This window comes from Prevotella sp. ICM33 (genome assembly GCF_000517825.1).
Taxonomy (GTDB): domain Bacteria; phylum Bacteroidota; class Bacteroidia; order Bacteroidales; family Bacteroidaceae; genus Prevotella; species Prevotella melaninogenica.
This window is the reverse complement of sequence record NZ_JACD01000062.1, coordinates 1-18,636: the sequence shown is the minus strand read 5'-3', so window position 1 is coordinate 18,636 and position 18,636 is coordinate 1. Positions and strand designations below refer to the sequence as shown.

Annotated in this window: 15 protein-coding genes; 6 read left to right on the top strand and 9 right to left on the bottom strand. The window is 40.9% G+C overall.

Annotated features, from left to right (window positions below; genetic code table 11):
- Positions 1-6: 6 nt before the first annotated feature.
- From HMPREF1505_RS07145 to HMPREF1505_RS07125, 5 genes are all read right to left on the bottom strand, one after another.
- On the bottom strand, positions 7-3,258 hold the full coding sequence (locus HMPREF1505_RS07145; protein ID WP_036924044.1) for a SusC/RagA family TonB-linked outer membrane protein: 3,252 nt from the start codon (positions 3,256-3,258) through the stop codon (positions 7-9).
- Between the two features lie 885 nt (positions 3,259-4,143).
- Complete coding sequence (locus tag HMPREF1505_RS07140; RefSeq protein ID WP_036924042.1) at positions 4,144-6,243, bottom strand: protein-disulfide reductase DsbD; 2,100 nt, start codon at positions 6,241-6,243, stop codon at positions 4,144-4,146.
- 227 nt (positions 6,244-6,470) lie between these two features.
- Entirely contained in the window at positions 6,471-7,181 is a 711-nt protein-coding gene (gene pyrH / locus HMPREF1505_RS07135) for a UMP kinase (protein WP_036924040.1), read from the bottom strand.
- A gap of 54 nt (positions 7,182-7,235) precedes the next feature.
- The gene (locus HMPREF1505_RS07130) at positions 7,236-8,027 is read right to left on the bottom strand and encodes a biotin--[acetyl-CoA-carboxylase] ligase (RefSeq protein WP_036924039.1); all 792 of its coding nucleotides are present in this window, start codon (positions 8,025-8,027) and stop codon (positions 7,236-7,238) included.
- Between the two features lie 14 nt (positions 8,028-8,041).
- Positions 8,042-8,407: a YraN family protein gene (locus tag HMPREF1505_RS07125; RefSeq protein ID WP_004360454.1), complete on the bottom strand. Its 366-nt coding sequence runs from the start codon at positions 8,405-8,407 to the stop codon at positions 8,042-8,044.
- A 232-nt stretch (positions 8,408-8,639) separates the two neighbouring features.
- On the opposite strand from HMPREF1505_RS07125, the gene HMPREF1505_RS07120 reads away from it, so the two are divergent.
- The 4 genes from HMPREF1505_RS07120 (at position 8,640) to HMPREF1505_RS07105 (ending at position 10,860) form a co-directional block, all read left to right on the top strand.
- Positions 8,640-9,092, top strand: a complete 453-nt coding sequence (locus tag HMPREF1505_RS07120; RefSeq protein WP_036924037.1) for a nucleoside deaminase — start codon at positions 8,640-8,642, stop codon at positions 9,090-9,092.
- A 443-nt stretch (positions 9,093-9,535) separates the two neighbouring features.
- On the top strand, positions 9,536-9,985 hold the full coding sequence (locus tag HMPREF1505_RS07115) for a hypothetical protein (protein WP_036924132.1): 450 nt from the start codon (positions 9,536-9,538) through the stop codon (positions 9,983-9,985).
- A 6-nt stretch (positions 9,986-9,991) separates the two neighbouring features.
- Positions 9,992-10,474 (top strand): RNA polymerase sigma factor, encoded by a 483-nt coding sequence (locus HMPREF1505_RS07110; RefSeq protein WP_036924035.1) that lies wholly within the window; start codon positions 9,992-9,994, stop codon positions 10,472-10,474.
- On the top strand, positions 10,471-10,860 hold the full coding sequence (locus HMPREF1505_RS07105) for a hypothetical protein (protein ID WP_036924034.1): 390 nt from the start codon (positions 10,471-10,473) through the stop codon (positions 10,858-10,860). The genes HMPREF1505_RS07110 and HMPREF1505_RS07105 overlap by 4 nt, the downstream gene beginning before the upstream one ends.
- A 232-nt stretch (positions 10,861-11,092) precedes the next feature.
- Here the strand turns inward: HMPREF1505_RS07105 and HMPREF1505_RS07100 are convergent, their stop codons facing one another.
- Both HMPREF1505_RS07100 and rsmI read right to left on the bottom strand, forming a co-directional pair.
- Positions 11,093-12,007, bottom strand: a complete 915-nt coding sequence (locus HMPREF1505_RS07100; protein WP_036924032.1) for a hypothetical protein — start codon at positions 12,005-12,007, stop codon at positions 11,093-11,095.
- Between the two features lie 3 nt (positions 12,008-12,010).
- Positions 12,011-12,727 carry a 16S rRNA (cytidine(1402)-2'-O)-methyltransferase gene (gene rsmI, locus HMPREF1505_RS07095; RefSeq protein ID WP_036924031.1) on the bottom strand — a complete coding sequence of 239 codons (717 nt, stop codon included), beginning with the start codon at positions 12,725-12,727 and terminating at the stop codon, positions 12,011-12,013.
- A gap of 282 nt (positions 12,728-13,009) precedes the next feature.
- Between rsmI and HMPREF1505_RS07090 the strand changes: the two genes are divergently transcribed.
- Both HMPREF1505_RS07090 and HMPREF1505_RS07085 read left to right on the top strand, forming a co-directional pair.
- The gene (locus tag HMPREF1505_RS07090; RefSeq protein WP_036924130.1) at positions 13,010-13,609 is read left to right on the top strand and encodes a thymidine kinase; all 600 of its coding nucleotides are present in this window, start codon (positions 13,010-13,012) and stop codon (positions 13,607-13,609) included.
- 8 nt (positions 13,610-13,617) lie between these two features.
- Positions 13,618-14,742 (top strand): AI-2E family transporter, encoded by a 1,125-nt coding sequence (locus HMPREF1505_RS07085; protein WP_036924030.1) that lies wholly within the window; start codon positions 13,618-13,620, stop codon positions 14,740-14,742.
- A 357-nt stretch (positions 14,743-15,099) separates the two neighbouring features.
- Here the strand turns inward: HMPREF1505_RS07085 and HMPREF1505_RS07080 are convergent, their stop codons facing one another.
- On the bottom strand, positions 15,100-16,062 hold the full coding sequence (locus HMPREF1505_RS07080) for a type I phosphomannose isomerase catalytic subunit (protein WP_036924026.1): 963 nt from the start codon (positions 16,060-16,062) through the stop codon (positions 15,100-15,102).
- A gap of 356 nt (positions 16,063-16,418) precedes the next feature.
- Positions 16,419-17,681: a cellulase family glycosylhydrolase gene (locus tag HMPREF1505_RS07075; protein ID WP_081722939.1), complete on the bottom strand. Its 1,263-nt coding sequence runs from the start codon at positions 17,679-17,681 to the stop codon at positions 16,419-16,421.
- Positions 17,682-18,636 lie beyond the last annotated feature (955 nt).

Below are 18,636 nucleotides of genomic sequence, written 5' to 3'. Positions count from 1 at the left end.
TTAGTTTTAGAGTGAGAATCGTAATGAGAATTCAAAGCTTCTGTCATATGGATAGTTCAAACCACGCTCTCTCTTCGCTGTTGATAGGTAGAAGAGGTCATTAGTAAGAAGCTCCAAGAACATACGCTTCAATCCATACTTCTGAATAAAGTTTGTTGGAACCTCATAAGAGAGTGACAAACTGCTCATACGCAAGAAATTGTTCTTCTCTACGAAGCGTGATGTCTGATATGGAGTAGTTGTATCGTCGATACGCTTATACTTTGCAACAGTTCCAGGAGTCTTCCATCTGTCATTCAATACACGCTCATCAGCATTGTACTTAGGGTTAGCTCCCTCTACCTTTGTTGCCAAAGTCTCATTATAGAGAGAACCTCCGAAAGAGTACAAGAACGAACAACTCAATGCAAATCGTTTATAAGTAAGGTATGAAGTGATAGAACCCGTACCTAAAGGATTGGTATCTCCGAAGATTACCTTATCATTTGAGTCATAAACGAAAGTATATGCACCATCACGCTTAATAAAGATTTCCTGACCTGTTACTGGGTCGATACCTGCAGAAGGAACAACCTTCAAGGCTGTCAAAGACTGACCCTCTTCATAGATAGGAAGCGGCGCAACACCATCGCTATTCTTGTTCTTCTCATTCTGTTCACGCAGAGAATTACTGATCTTCTTAATCTTATTCTTGTTATAAGCGTAGGTAAGACCGAGTGACCACTGCCAATCTTTATTCTGAATTGGGAAGGTACGCAGACGAAGTTCAAAACCTGAGTTCTGCACCTCACCAATGTTTTCACGTGAAGTTATCACACCCACTGATGGAGCCTTAGTAATATCCAAAAGCAGGTTGTCTGTGTTCTTGATATAATAATCAGCTGAAAGGTCGACACGACCACGGAAAGCAGTGAAGTCAACACCGATGTTGGTGCTCAATGTACGCTCCCATTTCAAGTCTGGGTTACCGATAGTAATTGGTGTAGCACCAGTTCCCTTACCATAGAAGTAAGAGCTATTATAACTATAGGTAGTCAATGCCTGATATGGGTTAAAGTTGATATTACCCAAGTAACCAACACTGGCACGAAGTTTCAAGAGCGAAACTGGTGAGCCCTTCATAAACTTCTCGTTGTGAATATTCCATCCACCACCGACACTCCAGAATGGAGCAAAGCGCTGATTCTTACCGAAACGAGATGAACCCTCATAACGATAGATAAGGTCAAGGAAGTACTTGTTATCCCAAATTGTATTGGCATTAACGAAGAAACCTACACCTCTTGTCTGTGTATCAGAGCCACTTGGACGCGTTGCAGCGTATGCTGTAGCGAAAGATGGATGTCCGAGCTTATCTGAATAGAATCCTATTGAAGTATAAGTAGCGGCATCTGATGACGTAGACTCAATACTTCCACCTCCCATTGCAGTAAGGAAGAGCTTTTTAAAGAAGTAGTTATTATATGATAACATTGCTTTTCCTTGCAATGTTGTGGTATTTACCCAGTTATCAGACAATGAACCACGCTGATCAGCAGACTTATTACGAATCTCGCTATAGGCAAAAGGAGATGTAAAAGTGCGTCTATCCTGCTTGCTACGGTCGATTGTAAAATCTCCATCCAAACGAATCTTCTCACCGAACCACAACTGAATATTGGTCGTATTGAGGAAGTCAAAGTTATTTGTCTTACTATAACTACCCAACGAAGCATCATACAATGGGTTCGCCAAGTCATGATAGAGTGAAGAGCGCAACTGTCCATCAGAGTTATATGGATTCTCATAAGGATTCATCTTAACCCAGTCTGAGAAATCACCATAAGGTGACACGTTACTTGTCACAGATGAAAGTGTCGAACTGTTTGATACAAAGAACTTACCTGCAATATTGTAAGAGAGACGGAAGTTGGTTGAAAGACGAGTACGATCAGAACCCTTCATAACACCAGCATCATTACCATAACGAATACCGAGATTATACTTTGCACGGTCATCACCACCATCTACACTCAAACTGTGTGACTGTGAGATAGCATTACGCAGTGGCTTAGACAGCCAGTCAGTCTCAACACCTCTCTGAATATCATTATATATACGTGCATAATCCTTGTCAAGCGTATATTGAGTTGAAGGACTTGTATCTGTAAACAAACCAGCAAGACGCTCATACTCCAACTTCTGACGTGCATTCAACAAATTATAGTCGGACAAATCAGGTGTTGACAAACGTACTGTTCCACTATAGTTCAATTTCAACTTACCACCCTTCAAGGTCTTTGTTGTAATAACAATAACACCTGCAGAAGCTTTCGCACCATAAAGAGCAGATGCAGAAGCATCCTTCAATACGGTAACTGTCTCGATATCATTCATATCCATATCGGCAACATACTCAGCAGAAACCTGCGCACCATCTACCACGTAGACTGGTGTATTGGCTTGTCCTTCGAAGGTTGCACGACCACGGATATTGAGTTCTGCCACCTTATTAGGGTCAGAACCTTTGAGATTATCATCTGCAATGACCATACCAGGAACGAAACTTGCAATACTCTGCAACACATTCTTCGTACCCACATTCATCAATTGGTCACGACTTACAGCCACCTGAGAACCTGTAAACGAATTCTTATTCTTAGTCTGATAACCCGTTACAACGACTTCCTGCATTTCCTTTGAGTCTTCACGTAAAGTAATATTGGCTGTAGCACCATTCTTTACAGTCTTAGTAACAGTCTTATAACCGATATATGACACATTCATGTGTACCTCTTTAAGGTCGGTCTTAATCTCATATTCACCATTGATATCGGTCACATAGCCACCATTTACGCCATCCACACGGATAACTGCACCGATGATTGGCTCACCGCTACTATCAGTAACCTGACCACGAACGCCGCCCTTACGCTGTACAGTTTCCTTCTTTGCAAGCGTTAGGGTATTACCCTCAACCGTGTATGAAAGTGGGAACTGGTTTGCCAAGTTCAGTAACAAACTTGATACTGACTGATCACGCACGTCAAGAGTAACACCCTTGAGTGCCTTCACGCCTTCATCCGCAAACTTTACATTTAATCCTGTCTGCTTTGCGACCTCATTGGCGAAATCCTCTACCGTTGCATCATGCATAGAAAGAGTTACTTTTGCGCCATTCAGGTCCTGCGCTGACATGGGGAGACTTAATGGACCAAAACATAAAAGGTTCAAAAGAAGAACACATATTATGCGTTGGAGGAATTTAATCTTCTGCATCGTTCTCTAAAATTATGAATTTTGTTACTTGAAATTACAATCTTTTTTTTACTCGAAAACTCTTATGTTAATAATTGTTCAGAGAGAAGAAAAGAAATCTTCATTTCTATTAATACTATCGAGATAGTCCCTTCACAGGTGGACAATACCTATTATATATTATTCTGCAAAAGTACGAAAAAAAATAAAAAACCAAGCTATTTTATTATTAAAAATAAAGAATTCCTTTCATTATTATTAATTTTTGATAGCCAAATATACATTTTAATGGCATTTTCTTTACGAAATGATAGTAAAAGATAAACGATATGTCTAATTCGTATAAGAATCCCTTATACTTTTTTACTTTTATGTTCTGATTGCCTTTCAATAATTTTTTAAAACGTCCTTATACTTACAAACGCCCGTTTATCATAGACAAAAGCTTACTATTCTATCAGCGTTTACATTCCGTAACATCAAAAGTCTTGTGCTTTTGGAGGCTAAAATTACAAACTACTTACTTCAAGTTGCTCGCATATCTACCGTCTTTTGAAGCCTATCTTATGCTCCACACCATTGGTGCTAAGGCTCCGCACCTATAGTGCTAACCACCAACACAAAGTGTGCTGACCATCAATATATCGGGAAAAGATGACATAAAGAGTTCATTATGATTGTTACGAATCATAGAGACATTGATGGTTAACTTATTCAGCGTTCACTTACAAGATTACACAAACCACTATTTTAAACCCGAAGTCCTTATAATTAAAATAAAAATAAGAGGTTGTATCAAAATAAAACCACTATCGGTTTCTTTGATACAACCCCTTTTTAGAATTTATAACTGTCGCCTTTCTACGATCTATAGACAGCAAAAAGCTATGTTATCACGTAAAAATCTTACTGATGCTGTGCACGATAATTCTCCAATCCCTTGTCAAGGAATTCAAGATAAGCAGGTACATCCTCCTTAAAGCTAAAGCTACCATTCAATGGTTTACCCGCATTGTCCAATGGTACATAGAATGGCTGAGCAAGATAACCGAACTTAGTCTGCTGCAAATAGCTCCACTTATCACCGATGGTACGCAGTGTACGTGAAGTTCCGTCTGGGAGTTTCACCTCTACAGGCTGCTTCAATGGAGTCTTATCGTCTACGTAAAGTGAGATGAGAACATAGTCCTTATTCAACTTATCTGCTACACGTGAATCAGTCCATACAGATGCCTCCATCTTACGACAGTTCACACATCCGAAGCCTGTGAAGTCAACCAAGACAGGCTTACCAGCTGCAGCAGCTGCACGCATACCCTCATCATAATCTGTATAAGCAGCATGTACCGTCTGTGGAGCAAGGTTGAAATCCTGTGTGTTAATAGGTGGTGCAAACGCACTAACAGCCTTACAAGGAGCACCCCAGAGTCCTGGAAGCATATAAACAGAGAATGCCAATGAACAAAGACCGAGCATAATAGCTGGTACAGGCATTGCCTTCTGTTCTGGATCATCATGTGGGAACTTGAGCTTACCAATAAGGTAAAGACCCAAAAGACCGAAGAGAACAATCCAAATAGAAAGGAATGTCTCACGATCAAGAATATGCCAGCCGTATGCGAGGTCGGCAACTGACAAGAACTTCAGTGAGAATGCCAACTCGATGAAACCCAATACAACCTTAATCATGTTCATCCATGAACCAGACTTTGGTGCTTTCTTAAGCAAAGTTGGGAAGAGAGCAAAGAAGGTAAATGGCAAGGCAAGAGCCAAAGCAAAACCAAACATACCCACTGCAGGAGCTACCCAGTCACCACTTGTTGCTGCCTGAACAAGGAGAAGACCTACGACAGGAGCAGTACAAGAGAAACTTACCAATGACAAGGTGAATGCCATAAGGAAGATAGAAAGCAAACCTGTTGTTGCAGAAGCCTTATTGTCAACCGCATTACCCCATGAAGAAGGCAATCGAAGTTCAAACCATCCAAAGAAACTGAAAGCAAAGACTGCTAACAAAAGGAAGAAGAACACATTGAACGGTGCATTTGTTGCCAACTCATTCAACTTCTGTGGACCGAAAGCCCAAGTAACAAGCGTTGCCAAACCCATGTAAATAACAATGATTGACAAGCCGTATGTCACTGCATCACGTATGCCCTTCTTGCGGTCATCCTTCGCTCTTTTGAGGAAGAAGCTTACCGTCATTGGAATGATAGGCCATACACAAGGGGTAAGCAAAGCGATGAAACCACCTAAAATACCCATAAAGAAAATACTCCAAAGAGAGCTATTAGTGCTGTCCTTGGTGCTATTGAAGGCTGACAACTCTTTGATAACAGGTTGCCACAAGTTAACATCTGCATTTACTTGTGCATTCTCCTGCTTTAAAGCCCCTGCAGTATCGCCTGGCAATACATCAGACTTTTTTGCAGTATCTGCAGTCATTGTGGTAAGTGCAGATAAACCATCAGCTGCTACATCAGTAGCAGCTGTCGTTGTTTTTTCCGTTTCTGCGTTAGCAGCTGTTGGTGTTGCTGCGGGCGCTGAAGCAGGTCCATTGCCTTTAAAGTTAAATTCTACCTGTGTTGGTGGCAAACACATCTCATCGTTACAAGCACCATATTCCAAGTAACCCTTTATACTATAGGTCTTAGCTGTTATCTTGTAACGCTGAACGAAACCAACGCTATTCTCGAAATAACGTAGTTTCATCTCGAAAGTCTTATCATAGACATTCAACTCTTTACCACGTGTTGTGAGCTTACCTACTGGTGTTACGCCCTCTGCTTTGTCTACATGTAAAGATGCAGATGTAGGACCATCAGCTGGAAGATTCGTTGAATATACATGCCATCCCTGGTCAATCTTCGCTGTGAAGACAACCTCTACCTCTGTTGGTGAAACCTGCTTCTGTTGTACAGAAAAATGAACAGGGTTCTGCTGTGCCATAGCTGTGAGGCTAAACAACAGCGTAAAGAGGATAAATAGTGTATTTCTTCTTTTCATCGTTTTATACTATTAGAATTTGAACTGCAAAGATAAGAAAATTATTTTTATAACATTACATAATGTATATATTTAATATTTATATCCAATAACTTTTTATCAATCTATGTTCAAAAGGTTTTCAGGATTAAGATGAGTTCTCTCGTCGATTTTTATTTTACGTATATTGTTGCAGACAGGTAGTCACCTACCTGCTGCAACAGCTATTCATTTAAGAATAATCAGCATTAATTATGCACCAACGTACCTATATCTTCACCCTCCATAACCTTCTTCAGATTACCGACAACGTCCATATTGAAGACATAAATAGGTAGGTCGTTTTCTTTACACATGGTCGTTGCCGTAAGGTCCATTACCTTAAGACCCTTTGTGTAAATCTCATCATATGTGATTTCAGAGAACTTTGTTGCCGTTGGGTCTTTCTCTGGATCGGCTGTATAGATACCATCTACACGTGTACCCTTAAGCATTACGTCTGCCTCGATCTCAATACCTCGCAAGCTTGAACCAGTATCAGTAGTAAAGTAAGGACTACCAGTACCAGCTGAGAAGATACAAACATAACCTGCCTCCATAGCCTCGATAGCCTTCCACTTGCTATAGAACTCGCCGATTGGTTCCATACGAATAGCGGTCAAAACCTTAGCTTTCACACCGATTGCTTCAAGTGCAGAGCTAAGAGCAAGAGAGTTGATAACGGTTGCACACATACCCATCTGGTCGCCTTTCACACGATCAAAGCCTTTCTGGCTACCACTCAAACCACGGAAGATGTTACCGCCACCGATTACGATACCAATCTGTACACCCATTTCATGTACTTCCTTAATCTGCTTAGCATAATCGCTAAGACGCTCAGGGTCGATACCGAAGCCCTGTTTTCCCATCAAACTCTCACCCGAAAGTTTCAAGAGAATTCTTTTAAATCTTGCCATTATTTTTGGAGTTGAAGGAGTTGAAGGAACTTCTTTACTTTCCCAAACACCTTATTATATAATAAATTCTACTTCTTTAAATTGATATTCACGAATCATACCCTTGCTGTCACGGAGGATGAGATGCCCATCGTCTTCTACTTCAACGATAGCGCCTTCAAACTCACCATCAGCATCACGGAACTTATGAAAGCCTCCACGTCGATACAAAGCTTCGTGATACATTGCACTGATATCATTATATCCGCCCATCTCTAACAGCCGATAGAGTTCTGAGAACTTCTTGATAATCTTTTTCAATAGTTCTTCTTTGTCAACCTCATGCCCTAATATCTGGCAGAGAGAAACGGGATTAGGAGCATCACTATGGAACATTGCCTGATTTACATTCAGTCCCACACCAAAGACACAGTCTTTTATACGCCCCGCAACGAGTTTTGTTTCAATCAGTGTTCCGCTCAGTTTCTTATCTTTCCAATAGATGTCATTTGGCCATTTCAGGCGGATATCCTCTTTCACATAGTCTGCCAAACCTTCTTTCAGAGCCAAAGCACCAGCTTCAGAGAGTAGGAACTGACTACGAACAGGCAGCACCGTCGGGTGTACAAGTACCGAGAACAACAGGTTCTTACCCGCTTCACTCTCCCAAGTGTTCGTCCCCTGCCCTTTTCCTGCTGTCTGATAATCGGCAACAACGACTGTCATTGGCTCATCTTCAGCAGGTGTGTAAGTACGCAGATAGGCGTTTGTACTATCGACAGCATCTAATCTTACGACTTTCACCTCTCTTTCTTTTTCTACTACTGTTGGCTTGAAAAAGCCTAATACGGCATCTATTATCTTCATTTACAATCTATTCTTTATATGAATGGAAGAAAGGCATCCTTCACGTGGCGCACTTCATTGGTTCCTGTTGGCTGCCCTACGACAGTAATTATATCAAAGCGGATATCCAAATTGATGTTATATCGCTTGACGTATGCATTGGCAGCAATCGAGAGCGAACGCACTTTCTGCACGGTGACAGCCTCATCGGCATCAGCAAACTGCTCATTCTTTCGGGTCTTTACCTCAACGATAACCAGTGTACCATTATCTATAGCAACAATATCTAAGTCTCGATGATGGTAATCCCAATCACGATGAAGAATGACATAACCCAACTGTTGGAGATAGCTTACCGCCACATCCTCTCCCCATTTACCTAATTCGTTATGGTATGCCATGCGTCTTTCTTTCCTCAACTTGCAGAAGTTTTAGAAGTTCAGACTATTAGAAGGAGATAAGATAATTCTTTATACGTATCAAATCGATTTACGGATGAAACAAAGGTATTGCCTACTTCTTCTAAAATCCTTAAACTTTATCACTCCCGTCAAGAATTGTGTACATTAATATTCACGCACAAAGTTAGAATAATCTTTCGTAAAATCAAAATAAAACCCGTATTTTTGCAGTATGAGTACAGAAGAACAAAGCAAGAAAGACCTATACTATATGCAGCGTGCATTGGCTGAAGCCGAAGCTGCTTATAAAGAAGGTGAAATCCCTGTTGGTGCTGTTGTGGTGTGCCGCGACCGTATCATCGCTCGTGCCCATAACCTGACAGAGACGCTCAATGACGTTACTGCACATGCAGAAATGCAAGCAATAACCATGGCAGCCAATGAGTTGGGAGGTAAATACCTGCAGGATTGCACGCTATATGTAACTGTTGAGCCTTGCATCATGTGTGCTGGTGCCATCGGTTGGGCGCAACTTCGGCGCATTGTCTACGGTTGTCCCGATGAAAAACGAGGCTATCATGAATATGCACCCAAGGCTTTCCACCCAAAAGCTAATGTTACTTACGGTGTAATGGAAGAGGAATGTCGAGCCTTGATGCAGCGATTCTTTCAAGAAAGAAGGTAGGGATTGAGGAGTTAAGGAGTGAAAGAGAGTGAAAGGAGTTAAGACATTACCTCTGTTCCTGATACTAATAAAGATATAGAAAGGAAAGAGAAAGGGTTTTACCAGTGCTCTTTACGAATATTAGAGGTAAGAGATAAACTGCTGATAAATGCCCTTTTAACTTCTTATAGCTACACGCTAACGAATTATTTACATGAAAATAAATATTTATTGTCGTGAAAATAATTCTTTTTTATCATGAATAAAAATATTTATTTTCATGTAAATAATTCGCTCAAAAGCTGTTGTAAGCATAAAAAAGAGCCGTTATCAAGAATACAATTAATACCATAAAACAAATAAATTTATGCCTTTGATGTCACCTTTTACAAATCAACAACGTTATACAAGTGAATCGGTTCAGAAAGAAAACCAAATGTATAACATATTAAAAACAAATGATTATGAATTATGTAATATTAGAATCAATCATTAAAAGTCTCGTTCCAATAGCAATTGTAGTAGTTCTTCCTATCATAATGGCTTGGCTCTCTTACCGTAACAAACAACACGAAACAGACAAAAGAAGCGAGATTGTTACGGCTATTATCGAGAAGAATCCTGAAGTTAATGTGCAAGAGTTCCTCAGCAAACTGAATCCTCCAAAGAAATCATACAAAGAGCAACTGATGACAAAAATGCATTATGAAGTTCTTTGGGGAACAATTTGCTTTATAGGTGGTATCATAACCATTTCAGTTATGATAACTCTGAGCATCTTGCAAGTTTTTATTGAAAAATTTTTCCCTATAGTCTCTATATTTGGCATTGTCCCATTGGCAGTAGGCTGCGGGCTGTTAGCCGCCTACAACAGTGCCAAAAAGACTTTGAATAATTTGAAAGACAACGATTAGGTTATTATGACAAGAGAACAATTCGTCGAACAGGTCGGTCGGGAACAGGCAGCATTACGCCGGTTCCTGACGGCCCTATGCTGCGGCAACAGTGCTGAAGCTGACGATATTGCTCAAGAGGCACTCATCAAAGCCTACCTTCGTAGCAGTCAATATGACGAACGTGGACAGTTCTCGGCTTGGCTAATGAAAATTGCTTATCGTGTCTTCATCGACTCACGTCGCAAACAAAAACACCAACAGGAACTACCCCTTGAGAAGGCTATCACGCTCCAAGGGAACAGTAAGAGTGATGATGCCTTCCGCTATCAAGAACTACACACTGCGTTGGCAACGCTCTCGGAGACAATGCGCACAAGTATCCTGCTCTATTATATGCAGGGTTATCAGATAAAAGAGATTGCAGAGATAACCGAAAACAGTGAGGATGCAATTAAGAAACAACTCTCACGTGGACGGCAAGAACTTAAACATATTTTGGAAAGATGAACGAAGATAAATTCTTGAAAGACTTACTCTCGGACTATCATCCACAACTATTGGATGACAATGCCTTTATGCAAAGACTGCAACGACAGATGGAACTCATCGAAGAAGTCAAGGCATATCAACGTGCGGAGAGCCGAAAGAACAAACTAATGTCGCTTAAACTGCTTGTTGTCGGTGTTGTTTTGGGCTGTATAGTGACGCTTGCAAGCTTCACATTGCCTACTATCTTTGATAGATATATCAATGGGACTGAATCAGAATTCATCCTTACCTTGCTTCACAACGTTCAGTATATTGGACTGGCAATAGGTGCGGCCTTCGTCACACTCAGCCTATTGTTTACCACGAAATTAGTAAATCTAAAAGACGAAACACCACTTCAATAGTGGTTTCTTTGGATTTTGTTGAAGTTGACATAACAGATAACACGATTACAAAAAAGGTAGACCTTTTTGGGCAAAAAGGTCTACCTTTTTTGAAGAAACCGTCAACCTTTTTGAAGAAATAGTTACCCTCTTCTGAATATATCCAATTGTGAGACTGGAGTAAGTTTGGAGAAATAAAAAAGGAGATGTGCTGTTATAACACATCTCCTCTTTCTTATTTTGTATTTTATGATTATCTAACCTGGATAACCAAGTATTTGCTTGTGCTCCAGAAGGTCTGTGGGTCAGTGATACGGAGAACATACTGTCCGTTTGTATCAGTTGTCAGTGTGTAGCTGCTGCTTGGGTGAGCAGTCAACAGATGAGCACTCTTGCTGTAAAGTTTGATTTCCTTGTTAACACGGATATCAATCTTTGTGAAGTAACCCTTGTTGAAAGAACCCTGAAGAACCTTACCACCGTCGAGGATGCGCTGTGCCTTCAACTCGCTCTTAGTACCGAATACATACCAACCAGTGTTCAACTGCTTGTCCTGTGTATTGATAGTCTCGGTCTTTTGGTTGCTCTCTGTCTGGAGATTCTCTTTCTCCTTGGTGAGGTTTTCCTTCTCTGCTGTAAGGTTCTCCTTATCAGTCTTGAGATTAGTAACATCTGTATTCAGACCAGTGATAGTCTCATCAAGCTCCTTGATATGGATATTCTTTGACTCCAACTCAGCACGCAACTGCTTCAACTCAGTCTCCTTTGCGCTCAATTGACTTGTCAGACGGCTAAGAGTTTCCTTCATTGCATCCCCCTTAAAGCCTGTCTCGCGTAACTGCTGCTGCAACTTCTTAATGAGTTCACGGTTTTCCTGCATACGCTGAGCGATGAATTGGATATTCTCCTTCATCTGTTCTGTCTTGTTAGCAGCCTCACCATTCTTAGCTATTGTCACACGATTCTCTGCTTCGTTGATAGCAGCAAAACCCTGCTGAATATCATTCAGCGTTCCCATCATATCGTTAATCTCGTGATCACGTGCGTCGATAATATTGCGCAATGAATCACTCTGTATTTCGGATGGGTTCAAAGCCGACTTCTTGTCTTGGTTGCAGGATGCCAGTGCAAGTACTCCACATACTGCGAAAACTAATAGTTTATTCATACATTATACTTTTTTATCCGTTTGTTTCTTCCTATCAGAAGACTTTACTTTTTCTTTTCCTGCCACTACAATGACAAACTCACCACGTGGTTCTGTCTCTTTGAAGTGGACTATTACTTCATCCAACGTACCTCGAACGCTCTCTTCATGCAGTTTTGAAATCTCACGACAACAACTTACTTGTCGCTCAGCTCCAAACACCTCAGCAAACTGTTCTAAGGTTTTCACAACTCTATAAGGTGACTCATAGAATATCATTGTACGCGTTTCATCAGCCAAACTCTCTAAATGAGTCTTACGTCCCTTCTTCTGAGGGAGGAATCCTTCGAAGCAGAAGCGGTCACATGGCAAGCCACTTGAGACCAATGCAGGTACGAAAGCGGTTGCTCCTGGAAGCGTCTGAACAGTTATTCCATTGGCTGCAGCCTCACGAGCAAGGAAGAATCCTGGGTCACTAATACCCGGAGTTCCCGCATCTGAGATCAGTGCAACCGTCTCACCAGCTTTTAATCTATTGACTATACCAGCAGAACTTGCATGTTCATTGAATTTATGATGAGACATAAGACGATTCTTAATCTCAAAATGTTTCAACAAGATACCCGATGTACGAGTATCCTCACACAAAACTAAATCAGCCTCCTTCAGGATTCTGATAGCACGGAGTGTCATATCCTCCATGTTTCCAACTGGTGTCGGTACGAGATATAATGTTCCCATTGTTGGTTGCAAATGTAAAGTAAATGAACAGAAGGACAAAATAAATTAGCTTTTTTTACATAACAATCATGTCCGTTTGCAAGGAAAAAGACAAAGTAACAATGATGTTATAATTTTAAAGAATAAATACTACTATCTTCGAAAAAATACAACTTCATTCTACAAATTAACTTTCAGTTCTCTTTTATTTTCCGCTAAGAAGACAAAGAACACACTTCCTCAATAACTTTTAACGCTTAACGTTTATCTATTCTTTTTAAATTATATATCTTTGCAATGATTATGACAAAGATAGACAACCATAACGGTGAAAGACGTCGTCAAGGACGCATTGAAGTGATTTGTGGAAGTATGTTCTCTGGTAAAACCGAAGAACTCATCCGTCGTATGAAACGTGCAAAGTTCGCAAAACAGAGGGTTGAGATTTTCAAACCTTCTATTGACACACGCTATTCAGATGAGGATGTTGTCAGTCATGACAAGAACGTGATTCATTCCACACCAATTGACTCATCTGGTAACATTCTTCTTCTTGCCTCAGACATTGACGTTGTGGGCATTGACGAGGCACAGTTCTTGGATGAAGGACTCACTGACATCTGCAACAAATTGGCAAACAATGGTGTACGCGTCATTGTTGCGGGCCTCGACATGGACTTTAAGGGTATTCCTTTCGGTCCAATCCCAGCTCTTTGTGCCATTGCAGACGAGGTAACAAAGGTACACGCAATCTGTGTGAAGTGTGGCGCGTTGGCATACGTTAGTCACCGTCTCATTGCTGACGACCGTCGTGTCATGCTCGGAGAGCAGCAGGAATATGAGCCTCTATGCCGTGACTGCTACAAGAAGGCAACACAGGAAGAAGCAAACAAAAACGTTTAAAAAGACATATGAGACAAACAATTACTTTTGATAAGTTCATACGCTGGGCATTGATAGCACTTGCCGTTTTAGCTGTTGGATTTATCATCAATGCACTATCTGAGGTTCTTTTACCATTCTTTATAGCATGGCTAATAGCCTACCTCCTCTATCCTATCGTGAAGTTTGTACAATATAAACTCCACATTCCAGGCAGAGCTTTGAGCATAATCATCACCTTTATATTGGTTGCAGCACTCTTTACTGCCATCTTCATGTTCATCGTTCCACCAATGATCAATCAGGTTGATAAGTTTATGACGATTGTCAATCGCTATCTACATGAGACGACACATACCAATGACATAGCGACAATGATACAGAAATGGATTAGGGAGAATCAGACTGAAATCGAAAGATTCTTAAAGAGTCCTGACTTCACAAACACGATTAAGACCGCTATGCCGAAGTTATTCTCTGTAATAGGTCAGACGGCAAGTATCGTGATTTCTATCATTGCATCATGTATCACCCTACTCTATACCTTCTTTATCCTACTTGATTACGAGGTATTGACAAACAATTGGATTAGGATATTCCCAAAGAACGTACGTCCTTTCTGGGCAGGATTGGCACAGGATGCTGAGCGAGAATTGAATAATTACATACGTGGACAGGGAGTGGTTTCACTCTGTATGGGTATACTCTTCTGCATTGGCTTTACCATTATTGATTTCCCAATGGCTATCGGTATGGGAATCCTTATTGGTATTCTTAACCTCGTCCCTTATCTTCACACCTTTGCACTTATCCCAACAGCTTTCCTTGCATTGCTCAAAGCTGCTGACACAGGACAGAATTTCTGGATTATCTTTGCCTCTGCACTGATTGTCTTTGCGGTTGTACAGTTGCTTTCGGATATGGTGATAACACCAAAGATTATGGGTAAAGCAATGGGCCTCAACCCTGCTATTCTACTCCTTTCTCTCTCTGTTTGGGGTGCACTCTTGGGCTTTATCGGACTAATCATAGCCTTACCACTCACAACCCTTATCATTGCTTACTGGCAAAGATATGTCACCAAAGAGGGTGATGGGGCTCAGGTAGAAAACATACCGGCTATTGCTGAGGAAAAGAAAGAAGATAAAGAATAAAGAAAGACAATAGCTATAGAACTATAACGAGCCCCCTTTTCACATGGAAAGGGGGCTTCTTTTTAATGCTATCTACCACCCGCACCAATAGTGTTTACCATGAGCACCATATGTGCTAAGCCTTAGCACCATATGTGCGCAACCTTAACACACTGACTGAAGATAGGAAATGAGGAGCATTCAGGTCGTTATAATGGAGATAGTAAGACGTTAATACCTAACAAAGAGCAATTCTATAAAATAAAAATAGCTCTCCTTTTCACACGAAAAGGAGAGCTATTTCTTATATAATCTACCACTATTAGCTGTTTATCAACACCATGACAACCCAGCTAAAGCAGTCTTTAAAATGCTTATTTATACGTAAGACTCTAAGAACTTAACTGTTCCGGAAACCTTAACAGTAGTTGCTGTAGCTGGAAGGAGTACACTCTCACCTGCACGGAATGAGATAGTATTGCCCTCAGCATCAGTAATCTCACCCTCACCCTTGAGTCCAACGAAGATTACAAAAGAGTCCAAATCACTATAATCGAGTGTCATTGGCTCTGTAAGGTCATAGACAGAAGTGGTGAAATAAGGACAGCTAACGAGTTCTACAGGCTCATTCTGACGTGCCTCATACTGTGTGCGATAGTCTTGATAGACGGTATAATCGATGCACTCAGCAGCTTCCTTGGTATGCAACTGACGATAATTGCCCGCTGCATCCTGACGCTTGAAGTCATAGATACGGTAGGTTACATCGCTTGTCTCCTGTATCTCTGCCAAGAAACAGCCTGCACCGATAGAGTGGATACGTCCTGCTGGCAAGAAGAAGACGTCACCCTCCTTAACAGGATATTCTGACAAAGCCTCAGTAATGGTATCATTTTCAACCATTTCCTTGTATTGTTCTGGTGTAATCTGCTGCTTCAAGCCGCTACGGAGAGAGGCATCAGCATCACTTTCCATCACATACCACATCTCTGTCTTACCACGACCTAAACCCTGTGCTTGTGCCTGCTCGTCCGTTGGATGAACCTGAATAGAAAGCTGCTCGCGTGCATCAATGAACTTAACAAGCAGAGGGAACTCATTACCAAAGCGTTCATAGTTCTCCTTACCCACCAGTTTATCCTTCAATGTCTCAACAAGTTTGTTCAGAGTCCAGCCTTTATATTCGCCATTAGAGACAACACTCTCGTTGTCCTTAACACCTGAAATTTCCCAGCTTTCGCCCACTTGCTTCTGATCAGAAGTCAAATGCTTGAAAGGTACTATCTTTTCTCCACCCCAAAGGATAGACTTCAAAAGAGGATTAAACTTAAACATTTCCATTTTTTATTGCTATTTTGATGTATCAAACTTTATAATAACGAAACCAATCTATGGTCTCATTTGTACTGCAAAGTTACACTTTAATCAGTAGATTACCAAGAAAACTGATAGAAAGGCATTGTTTCATTCTCCTCTAAATGATTGAAAGAATATTGCCATATTGCATGATTACACAACAGACTTTCACCTTTACTCCTGCTCTATTCCTACTAATAGATAACAAGAAATTATCCATCAGTTTCTGCATCGCGGTTTATATCAACAATAAAGCTGTTGTTTGGCTTATGTAGAAAATAGGTTTAGACTTATAAAACCTATACTTTACAAAGCTCAAACAACAGCTTTAGCCTATCATTTTACTTAATTTCAGACATTCGCTTTGTCTGTTTCTGGATAATCTTTTGTGTTGATTTGTCTGATGCAAACACACTGTAGAATCCTTGTGGCTCATGTGCAGGATCGCAGGTGAAGTCGTCTCCAGCCTGCCAACGCTCATGACGAGGTTTTCCATAACCACCCCAACCCCAGAAGTTACAACCAACAAGGAGTCCACCGTTCGCTGCGTTCTCTGCAACAGCTTCCATAACGTACTTGTAATAAGCATCGCGCGCCTTTGTTGTACTCTTCAATGAGAATGAGAAACCATCACGAGGATAACCAAACTCTTCAAGAACAAGTGGCTTATTAAGACGCTTGCAAATGGCAAGATGGTTGTCGATATATTCTTGTGTCTGCTTAAAACTTGCCTTGAGGTCCTCTTTTAGATGTGTCTTTCTTGCCCATTGCCAGTTGTATGGCCAAATGTGAATATTGCAATAGTCCACGTTCTTATCTGCACAGATACGCTCAAAGCAGCCATAATCACGCTCACAACCAAAGACACCTTCACTTCCAAGGCTTATCAGATGATTCTGATCAAGACTGCGAACGAGTGCTGTAGCCTCTGAAAGCCACTTCTCAAACTCTGGTAAAGCTTCCTTTGAGAAGGCACGAGGCTCATTACAAATCTGCCAAGACATGATTGTAGGGTCATCAACATACTTGATACCAGAGTATCGGTTGGTACGACCAAGGATGAAGCGAATATGCTCATAGAACATTAAATGTGCCTTCTGATTAGCCGCAAACTTGCTGGCAAACTTTGTATAAGCGCCATAGCCGTCTCTACGTGGTATCAAAGCAGGTCCCTCATCAGCCCACTCCAAATAAGCACCATAACCCCCACTCCATTCCCAAGAGTTGGTGAGATAAAGCACAGCAACCATCTTTCGCTTGCTCATCTCAGTTAAAAGATAGTCTAATCCTGCAAGAATAGAATCGTTATATACACCCGGACGAGACTGTAAGACAGGCTCTATCTTATCCTCAACACCGGGCAAACCATCTGCACCAACCAAAATACGGAGGTTATCAATACCCAAACGCTGCATCTCATCGAGTTCTCGACGAAGGCGCGCACGGTCTCCTCCTGGTCCTTCAGAGCCAAGTATAGGTCCATACCAGAAGTTTGCTCCCACGTAATAGTAGGGTTTTCCACCACGAACAAAGCGTCCGTTCTTTACTTTCACAAAGTCACCGGCCATCATATTCACAGCCATTGCCAAGGCAATAATTGCCATAAAAACTCTTTTCATATATTAGTAGTAAGTCGAAATATTACTAACTTTACGAGCAATGTTTCCCTTTTAGGGAAGATGCATCTACTTATTAATACACCTAAAGCAAGTTTTTCCCTTACCCACATTGCTATTTTTAGAAGAATAAATGGTTCTTCCGTCCAAATGTTTGGACGCTTTTCGTATTACTTTAACAAAAGAACAGAAGTTACTCATTAAGCAAAAACATGGCAAAGACTGTCAACTATCTACCCTATTATCATCTCCTTTTATTATAAACCTTTTCATTTTAAGACTTCGAAAAACCACAGGCAATGGCTTGAAAATTCATTACATAATTTCAAGAAAAACATCTGTAAACAACGACAAAAGCACATACAAGAAGTACATCTACAACTAACAGGAAATCAATTAGTTATAAAGTTGTAAAGTAAAAGGTGCTTAATTAGACTTCAAAAGGGCGTTAGTAAGAGCCTTAAAGGGCGTCTTTTGCAAGCTAAAAGGGCGTCTTTTAGAAGCCAAAAAAGCATGTATTAATTTTGAAGAGTATGAAAATAGTTTACAAACTTCAACTAATAAGAGAATACGTTGTTTGTAGAAGACAGATAGATATATGGGTCTTCAGGATTTTGGAGTGATAAGTTTTGCCATTTAAGGTTAGGTTTCTGACGAAATGTCACACGGAGAAAAGGAGAGGACGGAGGATTATAAGGAAAAGCAATGGAAGTCACGGAGGCACCGTCGGTGCGTAGAGCGACGGAGCTTGTTTGGCAATTCTATTAGTAATTTATATACAAAGCGTTTATTCCAAAATATTTTTCAAGAATCTGTAGGCTACATCTCCGTCGCTCTTTGTGCCGTCGGCACCTCCGTAATATTGCGTTTACCTCCGTCCCCTCCGTGACTCCGTGTGCCTATTATATAAGACTTTTAGTTTATCACTCCATATTTCGGAAGA

Excerpts from the sequence above, each read along its gene's own strand:
- HMPREF1505_RS07125 (WP_004360454.1), bottom strand. The coding sequence starts at position 8,407 with ATGGCATACCATAACGAATTAGGTAAATGGGGAGAGGATGTGGCGGTA.
- HMPREF1505_RS07130 (WP_036924039.1), bottom strand. The coding sequence starts at position 8,027 with ATGAAGATAATAGATGCCGTATTAGGCTTTTTCAAGCCAACAGTAGTA.
- HMPREF1505_RS07145 (WP_036924044.1), bottom strand. The coding sequence starts at position 3,258 with ATGCAGAAGATTAAATTCCTCCAACGCATAATATGTGTTCTTCTTTTG.
- HMPREF1505_RS07110 (WP_036924035.1), top strand. The coding sequence starts at position 9,992 with ATGACAAGAGAACAATTCGTCGAACAGGTCGGTCGGGAACAGGCAGCA.
- HMPREF1505_RS07080 (WP_036924026.1), bottom strand. The coding sequence starts at position 16,062 with ATGGAAATGTTTAAGTTTAATCCTCTTTTGAAGTCTATCCTTTGGGGT.
- HMPREF1505_RS07075 (WP_081722939.1), bottom strand. The coding sequence starts at position 17,681 with ATGGCAATTATTGCCTTGGCAATGGCTGTGAATATGATGGCCGGTGAC.
- HMPREF1505_RS07120 (WP_036924037.1), top strand. The coding sequence starts at position 8,640 with ATGAGTACAGAAGAACAAAGCAAGAAAGACCTATACTATATGCAGCGT.
- HMPREF1505_RS07140 (WP_036924042.1), bottom strand. The coding sequence starts at position 6,243 with ATGAAAAGAAGAAATACACTATTTATCCTCTTTACGCTGTTGTTTAGC.
- pyrH (WP_036924040.1), bottom strand. The coding sequence starts at position 7,181 with ATGGCAAGATTTAAAAGAATTCTCTTGAAACTTTCGGGTGAGAGTTTG.
- HMPREF1505_RS07115 (WP_036924132.1), top strand. The coding sequence starts at position 9,536 with ATGAATTATGTAATATTAGAATCAATCATTAAAAGTCTCGTTCCAATA.
- HMPREF1505_RS07085 (WP_036924030.1), top strand. The coding sequence starts at position 13,618 with ATGAGACAAACAATTACTTTTGATAAGTTCATACGCTGGGCATTGATA.
- HMPREF1505_RS07090 (WP_036924130.1), top strand. The coding sequence starts at position 13,010 with ATGACAAAGATAGACAACCATAACGGTGAAAGACGTCGTCAAGGACGC.
- HMPREF1505_RS07100 (WP_036924032.1), bottom strand. The coding sequence starts at position 12,007 with ATGAATAAACTATTAGTTTTCGCAGTATGTGGAGTACTTGCACTGGCA.
- HMPREF1505_RS07105 (WP_036924034.1), top strand. The coding sequence starts at position 10,471 with ATGAACGAAGATAAATTCTTGAAAGACTTACTCTCGGACTATCATCCA.
- rsmI (WP_036924031.1), bottom strand. The coding sequence starts at position 12,727 with ATGGGAACATTATATCTCGTACCGACACCAGTTGGAAACATGGAGGAT.